Source organism: Luteimonas sp. A277 (assembly GCF_054052045.1).
On the sequence record NZ_JBSVRG010000008.1, the window covers coordinates 61,844 to 78,195 of the forward strand.

At 67.0% G+C, this 16,352-nt stretch carries 21 protein-coding genes; 12 read left to right on the forward strand and 9 right to left on the reverse strand.

Translation table 11 applies throughout. The features are described from left to right. The first annotated feature begins 7 nt into the window (after positions 1-7). The 8 genes from ACW7G2_RS09270 (at position 8) to rapZ (ending at position 6,178) form a co-directional block, all read left to right on the forward strand. Entirely contained in the window at positions 8-1,006 is a 999-nt protein-coding gene (locus ACW7G2_RS09270) for a KpsF/GutQ family sugar-phosphate isomerase (protein ID WP_456975227.1), read from the forward strand. After that, a complete protein-coding gene (locus ACW7G2_RS09275; protein WP_456975003.1) occupies positions 1,006-1,560 on the forward strand; it encodes a KdsC family phosphatase in 555 nt (184 codons plus the stop codon). The genes ACW7G2_RS09270 and ACW7G2_RS09275 overlap by 1 nt, the downstream gene beginning before the upstream one ends. Next, positions 1,557-2,117: an LPS export ABC transporter periplasmic protein LptC gene (lptC, locus tag ACW7G2_RS09280; RefSeq protein ID WP_456975005.1), complete on the forward strand. Its 561-nt coding sequence runs from the start codon at positions 1,557-1,559 to the stop codon at positions 2,115-2,117. Before ACW7G2_RS09275 ends, lptC begins: the two co-directional genes overlap by 4 nt. Continuing rightward, positions 2,098-2,607 (forward strand): lipopolysaccharide transport periplasmic protein LptA, encoded by a 510-nt coding sequence (gene lptA / locus ACW7G2_RS09285; RefSeq protein WP_456975007.1) that lies wholly within the window; start codon positions 2,098-2,100, stop codon positions 2,605-2,607. Before lptC ends, lptA begins: the two co-directional genes overlap by 20 nt. Next, entirely contained in the window at positions 2,607-3,326 is a 720-nt protein-coding gene (gene lptB, locus ACW7G2_RS09290; protein ID WP_456975009.1) for an LPS export ABC transporter ATP-binding protein, read from the forward strand. Before lptA ends, lptB begins: the two co-directional genes overlap by 1 nt. 67 nt (positions 3,327-3,393) lie before the next feature. After that, the gene (locus ACW7G2_RS09295; protein WP_456975011.1) at positions 3,394-4,806 is read left to right on the forward strand and encodes an RNA polymerase factor sigma-54; all 1,413 of its coding nucleotides are present in this window, start codon (positions 3,394-3,396) and stop codon (positions 4,804-4,806) included. 122 nt (positions 4,807-4,928) lie between these two features. Further along, positions 4,929-5,255 carry a ribosome hibernation-promoting factor, HPF/YfiA family gene (gene hpf / locus ACW7G2_RS09300; RefSeq protein WP_456975013.1) on the forward strand — a complete coding sequence of 109 codons (327 nt, stop codon included), beginning with the start codon at positions 4,929-4,931 and terminating at the stop codon, positions 5,253-5,255. A 47-nt stretch (positions 5,256-5,302) separates the two neighbouring features. After that, positions 5,303-6,178, forward strand: a complete 876-nt coding sequence (gene rapZ / locus ACW7G2_RS09305; RefSeq protein ID WP_456975015.1) for an RNase adapter RapZ — start codon at positions 5,303-5,305, stop codon at positions 6,176-6,178. Positions 6,179-6,190: 12 nt separating this feature from the next. On the opposite strand, the gene ACW7G2_RS09310 is transcribed toward rapZ, so the two are convergent. Together ACW7G2_RS09310 and ACW7G2_RS09315 are read right to left on the reverse strand one after the other, a co-directional pair. Continuing rightward, entirely contained in the window at positions 6,191-6,526 is a 336-nt protein-coding gene (locus ACW7G2_RS09310) for a hypothetical protein (protein WP_456975017.1), read from the reverse strand. Positions 6,527-6,529: 3 nt separating this feature from the next. Further along, on the reverse strand, positions 6,530-6,871 hold the full coding sequence (locus ACW7G2_RS09315; protein ID WP_456975019.1) for a hypothetical protein: 342 nt from the start codon (positions 6,869-6,871) through the stop codon (positions 6,530-6,532). A 185-nt stretch (positions 6,872-7,056) separates the two neighbouring features. Here ACW7G2_RS09315 and ACW7G2_RS09320 point away from each other — a divergent pair, with 185 nt between their 5' ends. Continuing rightward, the gene (locus ACW7G2_RS09320; protein ID WP_456975021.1) at positions 7,057-7,449 is read left to right on the forward strand and encodes a PTS sugar transporter subunit IIA; all 393 of its coding nucleotides are present in this window, start codon (positions 7,057-7,059) and stop codon (positions 7,447-7,449) included. A 221-nt stretch (positions 7,450-7,670) separates the two neighbouring features. After that, complete coding sequence (gene mgtE, locus ACW7G2_RS09325) at positions 7,671-9,032, forward strand: magnesium transporter (RefSeq protein ID WP_456975023.1); 1,362 nt, start codon at positions 7,671-7,673, stop codon at positions 9,030-9,032. Between the two features lie 32 nt (positions 9,033-9,064). On the opposite strand, the gene ACW7G2_RS09330 is transcribed toward mgtE, so the two are convergent. The 7 genes from ACW7G2_RS09330 to ACW7G2_RS09360 form a co-directional block, all read right to left on the reverse strand. Then, entirely contained in the window at positions 9,065-10,015 is a 951-nt protein-coding gene (locus ACW7G2_RS09330) for an aspartate carbamoyltransferase catalytic subunit (protein WP_456975025.1), read from the reverse strand. Between the two features lie 34 nt (positions 10,016-10,049). Beyond that, entirely contained in the window at positions 10,050-10,505 is a 456-nt protein-coding gene (ruvX, locus tag ACW7G2_RS09335; protein ID WP_456975229.1) for a Holliday junction resolvase RuvX, read from the reverse strand. Positions 10,506-10,510: 5 nt separating this feature from the next. After that, positions 10,511-11,077 (reverse strand): YqgE/AlgH family protein, encoded by a 567-nt coding sequence (locus tag ACW7G2_RS09340; RefSeq protein WP_456975027.1) that lies wholly within the window; start codon positions 11,075-11,077, stop codon positions 10,511-10,513. A 64-nt stretch (positions 11,078-11,141) separates the two neighbouring features. Next, a complete protein-coding gene (locus ACW7G2_RS09345) occupies positions 11,142-11,600 on the reverse strand; it encodes an FKBP-type peptidyl-prolyl cis-trans isomerase (protein WP_456975029.1) in 459 nt (152 codons plus the stop codon). A 145-nt stretch (positions 11,601-11,745) separates the two neighbouring features. Next, positions 11,746-12,369 carry a superoxide dismutase gene (locus ACW7G2_RS09350; protein WP_456975031.1) on the reverse strand — a complete coding sequence of 208 codons (624 nt, stop codon included), beginning with the start codon at positions 12,367-12,369 and terminating at the stop codon, positions 11,746-11,748. A gap of 123 nt (positions 12,370-12,492) precedes the next feature. Next, positions 12,493-13,623, reverse strand: coding sequence for a PilT/PilU family type 4a pilus ATPase (locus ACW7G2_RS09355; RefSeq protein ID WP_456975033.1), 1,131 nt, complete (start codon positions 13,621-13,623; stop codon positions 12,493-12,495). Between the two features lie 12 nt (positions 13,624-13,635). Further along, a complete protein-coding gene (locus ACW7G2_RS09360; RefSeq protein WP_456975035.1) occupies positions 13,636-14,673 on the reverse strand; it encodes a type IV pilus twitching motility protein PilT in 1,038 nt (345 codons plus the stop codon). Between the two features lie 327 nt (positions 14,674-15,000). Between ACW7G2_RS09360 and proC the strand changes: the two genes are divergently transcribed. Both proC and ACW7G2_RS09370 read left to right on the forward strand, forming a co-directional pair. Further along, entirely contained in the window at positions 15,001-15,846 is an 846-nt protein-coding gene (gene proC / locus ACW7G2_RS09365; protein ID WP_456975037.1) for a pyrroline-5-carboxylate reductase, read from the forward strand. Further along, entirely contained in the window at positions 15,846-16,331 is a 486-nt protein-coding gene (locus ACW7G2_RS09370; RefSeq protein ID WP_456975039.1) for a DUF4426 domain-containing protein, read from the forward strand. Before proC ends, ACW7G2_RS09370 begins: the two co-directional genes overlap by 1 nt. Positions 16,332-16,352: the final 21 nt, after the last annotated feature.

A 16,352-nucleotide genomic window follows, 5' to 3' on the forward strand; every position in this document is an offset into this window, starting at 1 on the left:
CTTGGATATGGTCACCCCTGCAACGCAACCGTCCGCCACCTCCGATTTCGCCGCCAACGGCCGGCGCGTGATTGAAATAGAAATCGATGCGCTGCGGGCAGTCGGTGATCGCCTGGACGGTGCTTTCAGCGAAGCCTGCGAACGCATCCTGGCTTGCCAGGGTCGGGTGGTCTGCACCGGCATGGGCAAGTCCGGCCACATCGCGCGCAAGATCGCCGCCACCCTCGCCTCCACCGGCACCCCCGCGTTCTACGTGCATCCGGGCGAAGCCGGACACGGCGATCTCGGCATGATCACCGATGCGGACGTGGTGCTGGCGCTGTCCTATTCCGGCGAATCCGACGAGATCATGATGATGCTGCCGGGCCTGCGCCGCCAGGGCAATGTGCTGATCGCCATGACCGGGCGGCCCGGGTCCTCGCTCGGGCGCGAATCCGACGTGCATCTGGACGTGAGCGTGCCGGCCGAAGCCTGCCCGCTGAGCTTGGCTCCCACTTCCAGCACCACCGCCAGCCTGGCCGTAGGCGACGCGCTGGCCGTGGCCCTGCTGAACGCGCGCGGCTTCACCGCCGACGACTTTGCCCGCTCACACCCCGCCGGCGCGCTGGGCCGGAAGCTGTTGCTGCGCATCGACGACGTGATGCATGGCGGCGATGACGTGCCGCGCGTGGCCGAGGAAGCCACCCTGGCCGAAGCATTGCTCGAAATCAGCCGCAAGCGCCTGGGCCTGACCGCGGTGGTCGACGCCGAAGGTCGCCTGCTCGGCCTGTTCACCGATGGCGACCTGCGCCGCACACTGGCGGACGAGCGCGTTGATGTGCGCACCACCCGGGTGTCCGAGGTCATGACCCGCACCCCGGTCACCATCGCCAGCGACGCACTGGCCGTCGAGGCCGCCCGACTGATGGAAACCCACAAGATCAACGGCCTGCTGGTGGTCGACGCCGACGGCCACGTTGTGGGCGCGCTCAACATCCACGACCTGCTGCGTGCGAGAGTGGTGTGATGGACGGACCCGCATCCTTCCCAGCCGAACTGCTGGCCCGCGCCGCGCGCATACGCCTGGCCTGCTTCGATGTGGACGGCACCCTGACCGATGGGCGCCTGCACTTTGACGCCCAGGGCGGCGAGATGAAGGCCTTCCACGTGCACGATGGCCAGGGCCTGGTGCTGCTGCGCAAGGCCGGCATCCGCGTGGCGCTGATCACTGCCCGGGCCAGCGCGGCAGTGGAACGGCGCGCGGCCGAGCTGGGCATCGACGCGTTCTGCGCGGTAGCCGACAAGCTCGCCAAGGTAGAGATGCTGTGCAGCGAAGCGGGCATCGGCCTCGACGAAGTGGCTTTCATGGGCGATGACCTGCCTGATCTTGCGCCCATGCGCGCGGTCGGCCTGGCCGCGGCCCCAGCCAACGCCCACGCCTGGACCGCGGCCGAAGCCTGCTGGCGCACCACCGCCCGCGGCGGCGAAGGCGCGGCCCGCGAGCTGTGCGACCTGCTGCTCACCGCACAGGGCGCGGTGGAAGGCCTGCTGCAAGCCCGCGTTGACGGGCGGCGGGCATGAACTGGCGCGGCGTGACGGCGGGGGTGCTGGTGGTGGCGGCGATCCTTTCCGGCTGGTCGGCCTGGCGCCAGCGCGCCGAGCCGGTGGTCCAGACCATTGATCCGCTGCGCTCGGATTACGTGCTGACCGATTTCGAACTCACCGCCCTGAGCAGCGAAGGCAGCGAGGCCTTCACCCTTCGCGCACCGCGGCTGGAACAGCATCCCGAAGACCGCACGATCAGCATCCAGACCCCGCTGTTCCTGGTGCCCGACTCCCACGGCGCACACTGGGAAATCCGCTCGCAGAACGCACTGATCACCGCCGATCACGACGAGATCATGCTGCGCGAGGATGTCCAGGCCGACGGCACCGACAACAACGGCAGCCCGGTCACCATGAACACCGAGCAGCTGAATGTATTCCCCGAGAAGCGCACCGCAAGCAGCCAGGAACTGGTGACCGTGCAACAGCCCGGTTCTACAATCCAGGGCCGCGGGCTGGACGTGGATCTGTCCAGCAAGCGCTATGTGCTCCATTCCGAGGTAGAGACCCGCTATGTCCCGACGCGCCGCTAGTGCCCTGCTGCTTACCGCCGCCCTGCTGGCGGCCGCGTCCGCGCACGGGCGCCAGTCCGATCGCGACCAGCCGATGGATATCCACTCCGGCCACCAGGTAGGCGGGCTGAATGATGGCGAGCCCATCATCATGTCCCGCGGCGTGGTGATCACCCAGGGCACCCTGGAGATCAAGTCCGATCGCGCCGAAGTGACCCTGCGCGGCGGCGAAGTGGATCGGGTGGTGTTGACCGGCAGCCCGGCCACCATGTTCCAGGAAACCGATGAGGGCGAGCCGCTCAACGCCCATGCCGGCCGCATTGTCTACGACATGCGCAACGACACGCTCACCATGACCGACAATGCCCTGGTGGAGCAGCCGCGCGGTGACATGCGGGGCGAGCGCATCGTCTACAACCTGCAGACCGAACGCGTGGAAGCCGGCGGCGAAGGCGCCGGACGCGTGCACATGCGCATCCAGCCGCGCAGCCAGCGCCAGGACAGCAACTGATGCTGGCCGCGGAGGGCTTGCGCAAGCGCTACCGTTCACGCGAGGTGGTCAGCGACTTCGGCCTGACCCTGGAAGCCGGCGAAGTGGTGGGGCTGCTCGGTCCCAACGGCGCCGGCAAGACCACATGCTTCTACATGATCGTCGGTCTGGTGACTGCTGATGCCGGGCGCATCGTGCTGGACGGGCGCGACATCACCGACGAGCCCATGTACCGGCGCGCCCGCCTTGGCGTGGGCTACCTGCCGCAGGAACCTTCTGTGTTCCGCAAGCTGTCGGTGGCCGACAACATCCGCCTGGTACTGGAGCTGCGCGACAACCTCCGCCGCAAGGAACGCGAAGCCGAGCTGGCCAACCTGCTGGAAGAACTGCAGATCACCCACGTGGCCGACCAGGCCGGTGCGAGCCTGTCCGGCGGCGAGCGGCGGCGCGTGGAAATTGCCCGCGCACTGGCCGCCCAGCCGCGCATGATCCTGCTCGATGAACCGTTCGCGGGCGTCGACCCGATCTCGGTCGGCGACATCCAGCGCATCATCCGCCACCTCAAGAACCGCGGCATCGGCGTGCTCATCACCGACCACAACGTGCGCGAGACCTTGGGCATCTGCGACCGTGCGTATATCCTCAATGAAGGCAGCGTACTCGCGCAGGGGGCTCCGGACGCGCTGCTGGCCAATCCTGATGTGCGCAGGGTGTACCTGGGGGACTCGTTCCGCCTGTAACGCTGCGCAGGCGGGATGAACTGATTGTCCGGATCCGGCCAGCCCGGACGTTGCATCATGGGGAACAATGAAGCAGCGCCTGCAGACATCGTTGGGACAACAGCTGGTGCTCACGCCGCAGCTCATGCAGGCATTGCACCTGCTACAGCTGTCGGCGCTGGATCTGGAAGCCGAGGTCAGCGCGGCGGTCGAGAGCAACCCGTTGTTGGAATGGGAGGAGGACGCCTCGCCAACGACGGACCCCACATCGGAAGCCGACGCTCCGCTTGCGACGGATGGCGAATCGGCGGTCGCCGACAGCGAAGACTGGGGCGGCGGGGAAAGCTGGCAGGGCTCCGGCGCTGGCGGCAGCTTCGATGACGACCGGGATCCCGCGGACCGGGCAGCCGATCCGGACACCCTGCGCGAACACCTCGCCTGGCAGCTGAATCTTTCCCAGCTGTCAGCGCATGACCGATTGATCGGCGAAGCGATCATCGATGCCATCGAGGACGATGGCTATCTGCGCTGCGGCTTTGACGACATCCTCGCGGCCCTGGCTCCCCAGGTCACCTGCACGCACGAAGAGATCCAGGCGGTGCTCTGCCGGATCCAGCACATGGATCCAATTGGCGTGGGCGCCCGCGACCTGCGCGAATGCCTGCTGCTGCAGCTGGCCGTGCTGGACCGTTCGACCCCGGGCCTCGAGCTTGCGGTGCGCATCGTGGAGGAGCTTCTGGAAACGCTGCCGCGACTGGGTGAAGACCGCCTGGCCGAGTCACTGGGCTGCCCGCGCGATGAGGCGGATGTGGCCCTGCAGCTGCTGCGCTCCCTGAACCCCCATCCGGGCAGCTGCATGGGGGCCCTGCCTCATGAGACCTATGTGGCGCCGGACTGCACCATCAGTCGCCACGAGGGCGTGTGGAAGGTCAGCCTGGTGGACGGCCCGGCCAGCCGGGTCACCATTCACCGCGGCTACGAAGGCATGATCGGCCAGACCAGCGAGGCCGACGGAGCCTACCTGCGGGGCCGCCTGCAGGAGGCGCGGTGGTTGCTGCGCAGCCTGCAGCAGCGCGGCGAGACCCTGCTCAAGGTGGCCAATTGCCTGGTGCGCCAGCAGTCGGGTTTCCTTGAGTTCGGCCCGCAGGCGCTGCGGCCCCTGACCCTGCGTGAAGTGGCCGCCGAAATCGGGATGCATGAGTCCACGGTGTCGCGCGCCGTTGCCGGGAAGTACGCGCGCACCCCACGCGGCACGCTGCCGCTGCGCGACTTCTTCGCCTCGGGCGTCAGCACGGACAGTGGCGGCCAGGCCTCCAGCATCGCCATCCAGCAGATGATCCTGCACCTGGTCGAGGCCGAGAACCCCGGCAAGCCACTGTCCGACGCCCGGCTGGCCGAGGCACTGAAGGCCGAAGGCGTCATGGTGGCCCGGCGCACGGTCAGCAAGTATCGCGAAGCGCTGAGCATCCCGTCCTCCCACGATCGAGTCCGCCTGGGCTGAACTGCTGTCCGGTTCCGTGGTCAAACACGGTGCAAGCCCTGCGCTTGCCTGTCCGCAGCGTTGGGTTACTCTGTCAATACGCGCTGCGTACACCCGATCCCTGATGCATAGGAGAGTTGCCGATGCGAATTGATACCCACGGGCACCAGATCGAAGTCACCCCCGCACTGCGCGATTACGTCGAAACCAAGCTCAAGCGTCTGTCGCGCCACTTCGACGACCCGTTCGAGATCCGTACCCAGCTGAGCATCGACAAGCCCAAGCACAAGGCCGAGGCCACCGTGACCCTGCCGGGCCGCACGCTGCACGCGGACGCCACCGGCGTGGACATGTACGCCGCCATCGATGTACTGGCCGACAAGCTCGACCGCCTGCTGGTCAAGCACAAGGGCAAGATGGGCGATCATCATCGCGGTGAGAACCCGATCCGCGACGGCAGCTTCGGCTGAGCCCCGCTGCCGGACGATTGCCGCTCGCGACCCGCCAGGAACAGCCAATGACCGAAGTATCCGGCTCTTCACTGCTGATCGTCAGCGGCATGTCCGGCAGCGGCAAGTCGGTAGTGCTCAAGACCCTCGAGGATCTGGGCTATTACTGCACCGACAATCTGCCCGCCGACCTGCTGCCGGACTTCGTGCGCAGCGTGGGCCAGGACGAGGGGCGGGCCCGCAAGCTGGCGGTCGGGATCGACGTGCGCAACCGCCAAGACGACTTGGCCAACATCCCGCGGTGGCTGTCGGCCGTCGCCAGTCTGGGATTCGATCCCCGGCTGGTGTTCCTTGAGACCGGCGACCAGCAGCTGCTCAAGCGTTACGCGGATACCCGGCGCCGCCACCCGCTGAGCCACCTGGGGCTGTCGCTCCACGACGCCATCGCCTTGGAGCGCCAGGTGCTGCGCCCGCTGCGGACGCTGGCCGACGTGGTGATCGACACCACCAAGCTCAATGTCCACCAGCTGCGGCGGAGCATCATCGCCGAGCTTGACCTGTCAGTGGAGCGCTCGTTCTCGCTGCTGTTCCAATCCTTCGCGTACCGCCATGGGGTGCCGGCCGATGCGGACTTCGTGTTCGATGCCCGCGGCCTGCCCAATCCCCATTGGGAGCCGGAACTGCGGCCCCTTTCCGGCCGCGACGAGGCGGTCGCCGACTACTTCGCATCCAGTCCAGACGTGCAGGAGTACTTCCGCCAGGTGGCGACATTCCTCGACCACTGGCTGCCAAAAATGCGTTCGGATACCCGGGCCTACTGCACCGTCGCCTTTGGCTGCAGCGGTGGACGCCACCGTTCGGTCTACCTGGCCGAACGCATGGCCAAGCATGCGCGCGGCCAGGGTTGGGAAGACGTCACCACCTTCCACCGGCAACTGGACTGACTGCAGGGCGGGTCAGTGCCCGCCCTGCCCGATCCGGTCGAGTTCAAGCTGGTCGGCGAAGCTCAACTCTTCCAGCGCCTGACGCAGGCGCCGGCCGTTCTCCACGCCAAGCTCGTGGGTGCGGGCGTGGATCCACTCGTCCGCCGGCTCCTTGCCATCCTCGCGGATGCGTTGGGCGTATTCCGGGGCCATGGCCTGCATGGCTTCCTGCACGCTCTGCTGCATCCGGTCGTATTCCCGATGCAGGAGCTCCCTGTCCTGCTCGGTAATGGCGTCGCCGTCACGCAGGCCGGTGATCGCTTCGATCCACTGCTGGCGATGCTGCCAGGCGTCACCTGCATCCGTCATGGATCAGGCACCAAGGCCTTGGCGGAAGCCATCCGCGAAGGTGGTGAGCATCTGCTCCCCCAGGTTGCCCACATCGGTATCCGGCAGGTCGATGCCGGTGAGTGCGTCTGAAATAACCGGCAGCAGAGTCTCGTGGAACGCGCTTTCAAAAGCGTAGACAGCCGCCTCGACGATCGGGCCGGCAAAGGCCTGAACCAGCGCCCCTGAACCCGGCAACAGCTGGTTGGCGGCACTCGACAGGACAGTGGTCAGCAGGCTTGGGGCCAGGTCCACGAGTCGATCGAGAAGGTTACCGGCAAAGTTGCCGGCAAAGTTGGAAACTGTATTGCCTATTGAACCCAGCATGGCCATCTCCTTGGTGGCTTGGTTTCAGTGTCTGCACCTCGGGCCTGAAGTTGCGGCCGGCGCCTTCGATGAGACACTTCTTGTTCGATAGCGATCGTGCATCAGCCGTGGCTGCCCGCGTAAGCTGGGGCAGACCCTAGACACCGCCGGTGCCGACCCCTCCGCTGCTCTGGTAATTTGTCCCGATGGCCGTTGGTATCCTGCTTATCACCCAGCCCGGCATCGGTGCCGCCCTGCTCGTCGCCGCCGCTGCCCAGCGCAATCTGCCGCTGGCATGCGCGGCATTTGAAGTGCCTCCAGGCGCCGACCCCGCTACCCTGCTGCCGGCGGCCAGCGCAGCCCTGCGCAAAGTGGACGGTGGAGCGGGAGTCCTGCTGCTATCTGACATGCAGGGATCCAGCGCCGCCACCCTGGCGGCGAGGCTGGCGCACCTGGGCACGCCGACGCGGCGGGTGTCCGGACTCAGCCTGCCAATGCTGCTGCGGGTGCTGGACTACGCGGAACAACCGCTCGACGAAATGCCGGCCATCGCCGCAGCCGGCGCCCGCAACGGCGTCATCCTCGACGGCGAAGGCTGAGCCGGCACTCTCCGGGCGTGCAGAATTGCGCCAAGCAGGGATAATGTGCGCACGAATGCATGACCTGTCGCGCCTGCAAGTGGCGATGGAACCACTCCAGAGGTCGCCGTCCACGGCGCGACTGCACCGACTCCTGAACGTCCGGCCCCGCGATCCATGGTCCGGTTTCCGGAATCAGACAGCCGCCCGGGCAGTGCCCGCCAGCCGCGACTTTCCACCCCATGGCCGAAGCCGCCCGCCACGACAAGACCGCGCGCCAGCTGCGCCTGCTCTCCGATGCGCTCGACAGCGGTCGGCTGGGGCCGGTGCGGCGGATGGTCAACACCCTCGCCCCGGCCGAGATCGGCAACCTGCTCGAATCACTGCCGCTGGACAAGCGCATGGTGGTATGGGGCCTGGTGGACGCCGAGGACGACGGCGAGGTACTGGTCCACGTAGGTGACGAGGTCCGCGAAAGCCTGATCGCGGACATGGACCCGGACGAAATCGTCGCCGCGGTCGAAGACCTGGACATCGACGACCTGGCCGACCTGGTCGAAGACCTGCCCGAAGCGGTCACCGAGCAGATCCTGCGCTCGATGGACCGTGAAAACCGCGAGCGCCTGGAGCAGGCGCTGTCCTACGACGAGGACACAGCCGGCCGGTTGATGAACCCGGACGTGGTCACCGTGCGCGCCGACACGACGGTGGACGTGGTGCTGCGTTTCCTACGTCTGCGTGGCGAGCTGCCCGAGCACACCGACCACCTGTACGTGGTCAACCGCCGCCACCAGCTGATGGGCTGGGTAGCACTGCAGGATCTGGTGACCCGCGATCCGGCCACGCCGATCAACGAGCTGATCGACGAGGAACTGGACTCACTGCACGTGGACGAATCGGCCCAGGAAGTGGCGCGCCAGTTCTCCGATCATGACTGGGTCTCGGCACCGGTGGTCGATGACGGCAACGTGCTGCGCGGGCGTATCACCATTGACGACGTGGTCGACATCATCCGCGAGCAGGCCGAGCACCAGGCGCTCAGCGCCGCCGGCCTGGACGAGGATGAGGACCTGTTCTCCCCTGTCCCACGCGCCGTGCGCGGCCGCGTGGTGTGGCTGTGTATCAACCTGATGACTGCCTTCATGGCGGCGATCGTCATCGGCCAGTTCGAGGCCACGATCGAGGAGATCGTAGCGCTGGCGGTGCTGATGCCGGTGGTCGCCGGAATTGGCGGCAACGCCGCGGTACAGGTGCTGACCCTGATGGTGCGTGGCCTTGCCCTGGGCCAGGTGGGCGCAAGTAACGCCCGGATCCTGCTGTGGAAGGAAGTCCGGGTGGCACTGATCAACGGACTGCTGATCGGCAGCCTGGTGGGCATCATCGCCCTGGTCTGGTTCCACGACTGGCTGCTGTCGCTGGTGATCACCATCGCGCTGGTGATCAACTTCAGCTCCGCGGCGCTGGCCGGGGTGCTTGTGCCACTGCTGTTGCGGCGCATGCGGGTCGATCCCGCCGTGGCCGGCACCGTGGTGGTCACGGCGGTGACCGACGTGATGGGCTTCTTCAGCTTCCTGGGCCTGGCAACGCTGATCCTGTTGAACTGAGGCTGGATCCAGCTGTCCGGCGATTTATCCGGTCAGCGCCTGTCCTGCGGAACAAGCAGCGCCTCCAGCACCGCCATGCGGACGGGAACGCCGTTGGCCACCTGACGCAGGATCAGTGACTGGGGGCCGTCAGCGACCTCGTCGTCGATCTCCACGCCTCGGTTCATCGGTCCGGGATGCATCACCACGGCGTCGGGCGCGGCGCGGCGCAGGCGCGCGGCGGTCAGGCCCCAGTCGCGATGGTATTCCTCCAGCGGGCCGACCAATCCTTCTTCCATACGCTCGCGTTGCAATCGCAGCATCATGACCGCGTCCACGCCTTCGATCGCAGCGTCGAGGCTGTCATCCACGACGCAGCCGTCCAGGGTGGCATCGTCCGGCAACAGGGTCGCCGGGCCGCACACGCGGATCTGGCCGGCCCCCAGGATACGCAGGGCCTGCAGGCCCGAGCGGGCCACGCGGGAGTGCTTCACGTCCCCCACCATCAGCACCTTGAGCCGGGAAAAATCGCTGCCCTTGGCCTGGCGCAGGCTCAGCATGTCCAACAACCCCTGGGTGGGATGCGCGCTGCGACCATCGCCGGCATTGATGATGGCGGTATCCGGCCCCGCGGCCTCGGCCAAGGCCGCGGCCGCGCCCTCCTCGCGGTCACGCAGGACGAACCCGCGCACGCCCATCGCCTCGATCGTGCGCAGGGTGTCGATGGCCGACTCGCCCTTGGTGGTCGAGGACGTCGACGCGTCGAAATCGAGTACGTCCGCGCCCAGGCGCTGGGCCGCCCGCTGGAAGCTGAGCCGGGTGCGGGTCGAGGGCTCGAAGAACAGCGTGCACATGGCCTGGCCCGACAAGGCATCCGGCGCCGGACCTTGGCCGTCGATGATGGCCTGGGCGCGGTCCAGCAGGTTCCACAGGACCTCGGCAGACAGGCCATCGAGGGTCAGCAGGTGGCGCAGGCGGCCGGTGGCATCAAGCTGGGAAGTCATAGAAAAACCGTGCGGGGTCGGACGTGAGCTGATTCTACGGGAGCGGCACCGCGTCTTCGGGCGCTTCCATCCAGCGCTGGACGATGATCGCCGCTGCCTCAGCATCCTGCTTGGCACCGTCGCGGCGCCGGCGCCGTCCCTCGGCCCGGTCCGCGGCAAAGCGCCGCGCGGCTTCGCGCGAGCTGGAGCGCTCATCCACCAGCAGCACGGGCACCCGGTAACGTTCGCGCAGCTGGCGGGCAAAGCGCTGCGCGCGCTTGCGGGCCGGCTGGTCGCCATCGTCCAGGGTGATTGGATCACCAACGATCAACGCCTGTGGAAGCCACTCGGCCCGCAGGCGATCGATGTGCTCCCAGTCAGGCGCGCCTGAATGGACCTCGACGACCGCCAGCGCGCGACCGCCCATGCCGAAGCTGCTGCCCACGGCCACGCCGATGCGGCGGCTGCCGACGTCAAAGCCGAGCACCGTGGCGCCGCTGGCCGGATCCAGGCCGGTCACGCCCGCCCCATGTAGCCGGCCATCTGCAGCATGTCCACGCCAATGCGCCCCGCCGCGGCCTGCCAGCGCGATTCCAGCGGCATCGCAAACAACAGCTCGGCATCGGCCGGGGCCGTCAGCCAGGTGTTCTCGGCCAGCTCCTGCTCAAGCTGCCCCGCTCCCCAGCCGGCGCATCCAAGTGCCACCAGCACGCGCTGCGGGCCTTCGCCGCGGGCGATCGCATCGAGCACATCGCGCGACGTGGTCACGTGCAGGCCCGACTGCACCTGCATGCTCGATTCCCAGCGCCGCTCGCCGTCGTGCAGCACGAAACCCCGTTCGGGATGCACAGGCCCGCCGGCCAGCACCGGCTGGCCGCTCACCAGGGGGTTTTCGCAACCGATATCCATCTGCGCGAACACATCGCCCAAGGTGTATTCGGAGACGCGGTTGACGACCACGCCCATCGCGCCGTCGGGGTCGTGCTGACAGATCAGGGTGACCGAACGGGCGAAGTTCGGATCGGCCAATACCGGCAGCGCGATCAGCAGCTGGCCGGCGAGCGGTGTGGCTTCAACAGACATGCGCCCATTCTAACGGCATGGCGGAAGAGCCCGGCTTGAGGCCGGGCGCCCGGTATCTGCAGGGTCAATCCAGGCCGAACTGGATCTCGTCCGGGGTGGCTACCCGCACATCCACCACTTCAAGCTCCGCGCGGAAGGCCCGCCCGGCCAGCGGGTGGTTGCCGTCCACGGTCACCGTGTCGCCCTCGACTGCGACCACTTTTACTTCCAGCGGCCCATTGGCAGTCTGCGCGTTGAGCTTGGCGCCCACCTCGGGTGTCACGCCGTCGCTGATGATGCTGAGCGGGTGACTTTGCACCAGCGATTCAAAGCGCGGACCGAAGCCCTTTTCCGGCGGCACCGTCACCTCCAGCCGGTCTCCCGTGCCGCGGCCCTCCAGCGCCTCCTCCAGGCCTTTGGCAATGCTGTCGGTACCGTGCATGTACACCAGCGGATCATGGCCACGGGTGGTGGTGATCTGGCTGCCGTCCTCATCGGTGAGGGTGAAATGCACGGTGGCGATGCGGCGGTAGGCGATTTCCATACGAAGAGCATTCCAGGACTGGCAGGGCTGCCGATCTTCGCGTGCGGGCGCATGGTACGCAACTGCCGGAGCCAGCCAGTCCTCCCGGAAACAGGAAAGCCGGGCAATGCCCGGCTTTCGCTGGTGAAACGCGGGAAGGTAAAACTCAGCCTTCGGCCGCCTTCAGGCGACGCTCCACTTCGGCCCAGTCGATCACCTCGAAGAACGCGGAGATGTAATCCGGGCGACGGTTCTGGAACTTCAGGTAGTAGGCGTGCTCCCACACGTCCAGGCCCAGGATCGGGGTGTTGCCGGAGCCGATGCCCTTCATCAGCGGGCTGTCCTGGTTGGCGGTGTCCTCGACGGCCAGCTTGCCTTCCGCGTCAACGGTCAGCCACGCCCAGCCGCTGCCGAAACGGCCCTTGGCCGCGTTGGCGAACTTTTCCTTGAACGCGTCGAAACCGCCCAGGTCGCGCTCGATGCGCTCGCCCACCACGCCTTCCGGCTTGCCGCCGCCCTTGGGCGACATCACCGTCCAGAACAGCGAGTGGTTGGCATGGCCACCACCGTTGTTGCGCACGGCGTTGCGGATCGATTCGGGCAGCGAGCCGACCTCGGCCACCAGCTCTTCGATCGCCTTGCCCTCATGGCCGCTGTCTTTCAGCGCGGCATTGAGGTTGGTGACGTAGGTGTTGTGGTGCTTGCTGTGATGGATTTCCATCGTCTGCGCGTCGATGTGCGGCTCGAGCGCGTCATAGGCGTAGGGAAGATCGGGGAGGGAATAGGTCATGGGATCTCCGTGCAAAGTGGCAGGACCCCCATTGTCGCCTCCGGGGAGTAAAAAAGGGATCAACCGGGCGCAACGCAACATCCTGCCGCGCCGGAAGCACCGCAAGCGGCGGGGCGACGGGGCTCAGTTGGCCTCCGCCACCTCCACCCCGTCCAGACCCTGGCTCAGGGTGCGCGCGTCGCCGCCCTGGGCAAGCTTGATCCGCAGCCGCACCTCGTTGGCCGAGTCGGCATGGCGCAGGGCGTCCTCGTAGGAGATCTCGCCGGCCTGGTAGAGCTCGAACAGGCTCTGGTCGAAGGTCTTCATGCCCAGGTTGGTGGATTCCTTCATCACATCCTTGAGCTTGTGGATCTCGCCGTCACGGATGTAGTCCTGCACCAGCGGCGTGCCGAGCATGATTTCCATCGCCACGCGCCGGCTCTTACCGTCTGGCGTGGGGATCAGCTGCTGGGCCACCACACCCTTGAGGTTGAGCGAGAGGTCCATCAGCAGCTGGCCGCGGCGGTCCTCGGGGAAGAAGTTGATGATCCGGTCCATCGCCTGGTTGGCGTTGTTGGCGTGCAGGGTGCACAGCACCAGGTGTCCGGTTTCGGCGAAAGCGATGGCATGGTCCATGCCCTCGCGTGTGCGCACCTCGCCGATCATGATCACGTCCGGCGCCTGGCGCAGGGTGTTCTTGAGCGCGTTCTCCCAGCTGTCTGTGTCGATGCCGACTTCGCGCTGGGTGATGATGCAGCCATCGTGCTTGTGCACGAACTCGATCGGATCCTCGATGGTGATGATGTGGCCGGTCGAGTTCTGGTTGCGGTAACCGATTATCGACGCCATCGACGTGGATTTACCGGTGCCGGTGGCGCCAACGAAGATGATGATCCCGCGCTTGGTCATCGCCAGGGTCTTGACGATCGGCGGCAGGTTCAGCTCCTCGATGGTCGGGATCCGGGTTTCGATCCGGCGCAGCACCATGCCCACCTGGTTGCGCTGGTAGAAGCAGCTCACCCGGAAACGCCCCACCCCGGACACGCCGATGGCGAAGTTGCACTCGTGGGTTTTTTCAAACTCCTCGCGCTGCGCCGGCGTCATCACGTTGAGCACCAGGTCGCGCGACTGCTGTGGCGTGAGCGGGTTCTGGGTGATGGGCGAAATCTTGCCGTGGACCTTGATCGATGGCGGCATGCCGGCGGTGATGAACAGGTCCGACGCCTTCTGGTGCGCCATCAGCTTGAGGAACGAGGTGAAATCGATACTGCTCATGGTGCGCTCCGGTTACTCGAACAGCCGTTTGTCCCTGGCGTAATCACGCGCCTGGGCACGGGTGACCATGCCGCGCTTGACCAGGTCCTGCAGATGCTGATCGAGGGTCATCATGCCCAGCGATTGGCCGGTCTGGATAGCCGAGTACATCTGCGCCACCTTGTCCTCGCGGATCAGGTTGCGGATGGCCGGGGTGCCCACCATGATCTCCCACGCCGCAGTACGCCCACCACCGACCTTCTTCAGCAGCGCCTGGCTGATCACGGCGCGCAGGGATTCGGACAGCATCGAGCGCACCATCGGCTTCTCGCCGGCGGGGAACACGTCGATGATGCGGTCGATGGTCTTGGCTGCGCTGGAGGTATGCAGGGTGGCGAATACCAGGTGGCCGGTCTCGGCCGCGGTCAGTGCCAGGCGGATGGTTTCCACGTCGCGCATTTCGCCGACCAGGATGTAATCCGGGTCTTCGCGCAGCGCCGAACGCAGGGCTTCGTTGAAACCGTGGGTATCGCGGTGCACTTCGCGCTGGTTGATCAGGCATTTCTGCGCGGTGTGCACGAACTCGATCGGGTCCTCGATGGTGAGGAGGTGCCCGTACTCGGTCTTGTTGATGTGATCGACCATTGCCGCCAGCGTGGTCGACTTGCCCGAGCCGGTCGGCCCAGTCACCAGGATCAGGCCCTGCGGCTGGTCGATCAGCTGGCGGAACACCGCCGGCGTGCCCAGGTCTTCCAGGGTCAACACCTCGGAGGGAACCGTACGGAACACCGCTCCCGCGCCGCGGTTCTGGTTGAAGGCGTTGACGCGGAAGCGCGCCAGGCCGGGGATCTCGAACGAGAAGTCGACCTCGAGGAATTCCTCGTAGTCGCGGCGCTGCTTGTCCGACATGATGTCGTAGACCAGCGCGTGCACCTGCTTGTGATCCAGCGCCGGAATGTTGATCCGGCGTACGTCACCATCAACCCGGATCATCGGCGGGAGTCCCGCGGACAGATGAAGGTCGGAGGCCTTGTTCTTGACCGAGAAGGCCAACAGTTCGGCGATATCCATGCGTGTCCCCTGCGCAGCAGCTGTAGTGATGCGGGCCCGGGCTGCCCCAGTCGGGCCCAAGCGTACTCCCCGACCGCAGTATAGCGCCCTACTTGCGTCACAAATCCAGCCCCGCCCCTGTTTAAACGCCGCCCTCCCGGCGCACCGGCCACCCACCCCCCGTAGGAGTGCGCCATGCGCGGAAGCCGCGTGACACCTGGTAGGACAACGGGGCGTCGGCTGGCTGGCCGCTGCCGAAGCCACCCGGGCCGAAAGGATTCACGCGGCTTCGCGCGCATGGCGCGCTCCTACAATGGGGGGGCCCATGCACTTCGGAAGGACCGATCCATGACTGCCCAATCCCCTGACTTCGCCACGCCCACTACCATCGCCTTCATTGGCGGGGGCAACATGGCCCGCAGCCTGATCGGCGGCCTGATCGCCAGTGGCACCGATCCCGGTTCGATCAGGGTTGCGGCGCCCAGCGAATCCACCCGACGGGGGTTGGAGGCGGACTTCGGCGTGGCCACCTTCCCAAGCGCAATCGATGCGGTACAGGGCGCGCAGGTGTGGATGTTCGCGGTCAAGCCACAGGTGATGCGCGGAGTCTGCGAAGAGCTGCAGGCCGCTGCCCGGGCCGCCCGGCCGGTGGCGGTGTCGGTGGCCGCCGGCATTACCTCGGCGCAGATCGAGCGCTGGCTTGGCGGCGACGTGGCGGTGGTGCGATCGATGCCCAACACCCCCTCCCTGCTCGGCGCCGGCGTCACCGGTCTGTACGCCAACGCGAACGTGGACGCCGAAGGTCGCCGGCGCGCCGATGCGGTGCTGGCCACCGCCGGGGTCACCGTCTGGATCGATGATGAGGAAAAGATGGACGCCGTCACCGCCGCGTCCGGCAGCGCCCCGGCCTACATCTTCCTGCTGGCCGAGGCGATGGAGGACGCCGCAATCGCCCAGGGCCTGCCCGCCGATGCCGCCCGCACCCTGGTGCTGCAGACCATTCTGGGCGCCGCCCGCATGCTGACCGAAACCGACGAGTCCCCGGCCGAACTCCGCCGCCGCGTCACCTCTCCCGGCGGCACCACCCACGCCGCCATCGAAGCGTTTGAACAGGGCGGCCTGCGTGACCTCGTCGCCCACGCGATGAACCGCGCCACCGAGCGCGGCGGCGAACTGTCCGCTGCCAACGACTGATGTCCGTTCACGTCGCGGCTTCCACCCTGTTGCTCTGCCTGCTGCTGGTGGCCTGCGGAAGCGGATCCGACCCGGGGACCGGGGGCCAGCCGCAGGTGGAAGCAGCGGCGGAAGAGCTCCTCGGCCACGACATGCTGATCCAGGCCAGCGTGGCGCATACCGGCTCCCTGCCGGAGGCCATCGCTGCCAGATACGGCGTGCGGCGGGAACGCCACGGCTTCATGCTGGTGGTCAGGCTGACCGCTCCGGACGGGAGCGAACTGGCATCGCCGCCGTCCCGCATCACCGCCAGCGCGCGCGACCTGCGCGGGGTGGAGCAGGCAGTGTCCCTCGAGAGGGCTGCCCCGCCTTCCGCCGCGGAGTACGTTGGCACCTTCCAGATACAGCCGCCGGACACGCTGACACTGCAGGTGGATGTGGTTTCCGCGGAAGGCCGGACTTCCACGCTGCGTTTCAGCAGGGAAATAATGCCGGCCCAGCGCTGATCGGATCAACGGGCCGGGATG

Excerpts from the sequence above, each read along its gene's own strand:
- ACW7G2_RS09370 (WP_456975039.1), top strand. The coding sequence starts at position 15,846 with ATGTCCGTTCACGTCGCGGCTTCCACCCTGTTGCTCTGCCTGCTGCTG.
- mgtE (WP_456975023.1), top strand. The coding sequence starts at position 7,671 with ATGGCCGAAGCCGCCCGCCACGACAAGACCGCGCGCCAGCTGCGCCTG.
- lptB (WP_456975009.1), top strand. The coding sequence starts at position 2,607 with ATGCTGGCCGCGGAGGGCTTGCGCAAGCGCTACCGTTCACGCGAGGTG.
- ACW7G2_RS09340 (WP_456975027.1), bottom strand. The coding sequence starts at position 11,077 with ATGTCTGTTGAAGCCACACCGCTCGCCGGCCAGCTGCTGATCGCGCTG.
- ACW7G2_RS09360 (WP_456975035.1), bottom strand. The coding sequence starts at position 14,673 with ATGGATATCGCCGAACTGTTGGCCTTCTCGGTCAAGAACAAGGCCTCC.
- ACW7G2_RS09350 (WP_456975031.1), bottom strand. The coding sequence starts at position 12,369 with ATGACCTATTCCCTCCCCGATCTTCCCTACGCCTATGACGCGCTCGAG.
- ACW7G2_RS09275 (WP_456975003.1), top strand. The coding sequence starts at position 1,006 with ATGGACGGACCCGCATCCTTCCCAGCCGAACTGCTGGCCCGCGCCGCG.
- proC (WP_456975037.1), top strand. The coding sequence starts at position 15,001 with ATGACTGCCCAATCCCCTGACTTCGCCACGCCCACTACCATCGCCTTC.
- ACW7G2_RS09295 (WP_456975011.1), top strand. The coding sequence starts at position 3,394 with ATGAAGCAGCGCCTGCAGACATCGTTGGGACAACAGCTGGTGCTCACG.
- ACW7G2_RS09345 (WP_456975029.1), bottom strand. The coding sequence starts at position 11,600 with ATGGAAATCGCCTACCGCCGCATCGCCACCGTGCATTTCACCCTCACC.
- hpf (WP_456975013.1), top strand. The coding sequence starts at position 4,929 with ATGCGAATTGATACCCACGGGCACCAGATCGAAGTCACCCCCGCACTG.
- lptA (WP_456975007.1), top strand. The coding sequence starts at position 2,098 with ATGTCCCGACGCGCCGCTAGTGCCCTGCTGCTTACCGCCGCCCTGCTG.
- ACW7G2_RS09315 (WP_456975019.1), bottom strand. The coding sequence starts at position 6,871 with ATGCTGGGTTCAATAGGCAATACAGTTTCCAACTTTGCCGGCAACTTT.
- ACW7G2_RS09320 (WP_456975021.1), top strand. The coding sequence starts at position 7,057 with ATGGCCGTTGGTATCCTGCTTATCACCCAGCCCGGCATCGGTGCCGCC.
- lptC (WP_456975005.1), top strand. The coding sequence starts at position 1,557 with ATGAACTGGCGCGGCGTGACGGCGGGGGTGCTGGTGGTGGCGGCGATC.
- ACW7G2_RS09310 (WP_456975017.1), bottom strand. The coding sequence starts at position 6,526 with ATGACGGATGCAGGTGACGCCTGGCAGCATCGCCAGCAGTGGATCGAA.
- ACW7G2_RS09355 (WP_456975033.1), bottom strand. The coding sequence starts at position 13,623 with ATGAGCAGTATCGATTTCACCTCGTTCCTCAAGCTGATGGCGCACCAG.
- rapZ (WP_456975015.1), top strand. The coding sequence starts at position 5,303 with ATGACCGAAGTATCCGGCTCTTCACTGCTGATCGTCAGCGGCATGTCC.
- ACW7G2_RS09330 (WP_456975025.1), bottom strand. The coding sequence starts at position 10,015 with ATGACTTCCCAGCTTGATGCCACCGGCCGCCTGCGCCACCTGCTGACC.
- ACW7G2_RS09270 (WP_456975227.1), top strand. The coding sequence starts at position 8 with ATGGTCACCCCTGCAACGCAACCGTCCGCCACCTCCGATTTCGCCGCC.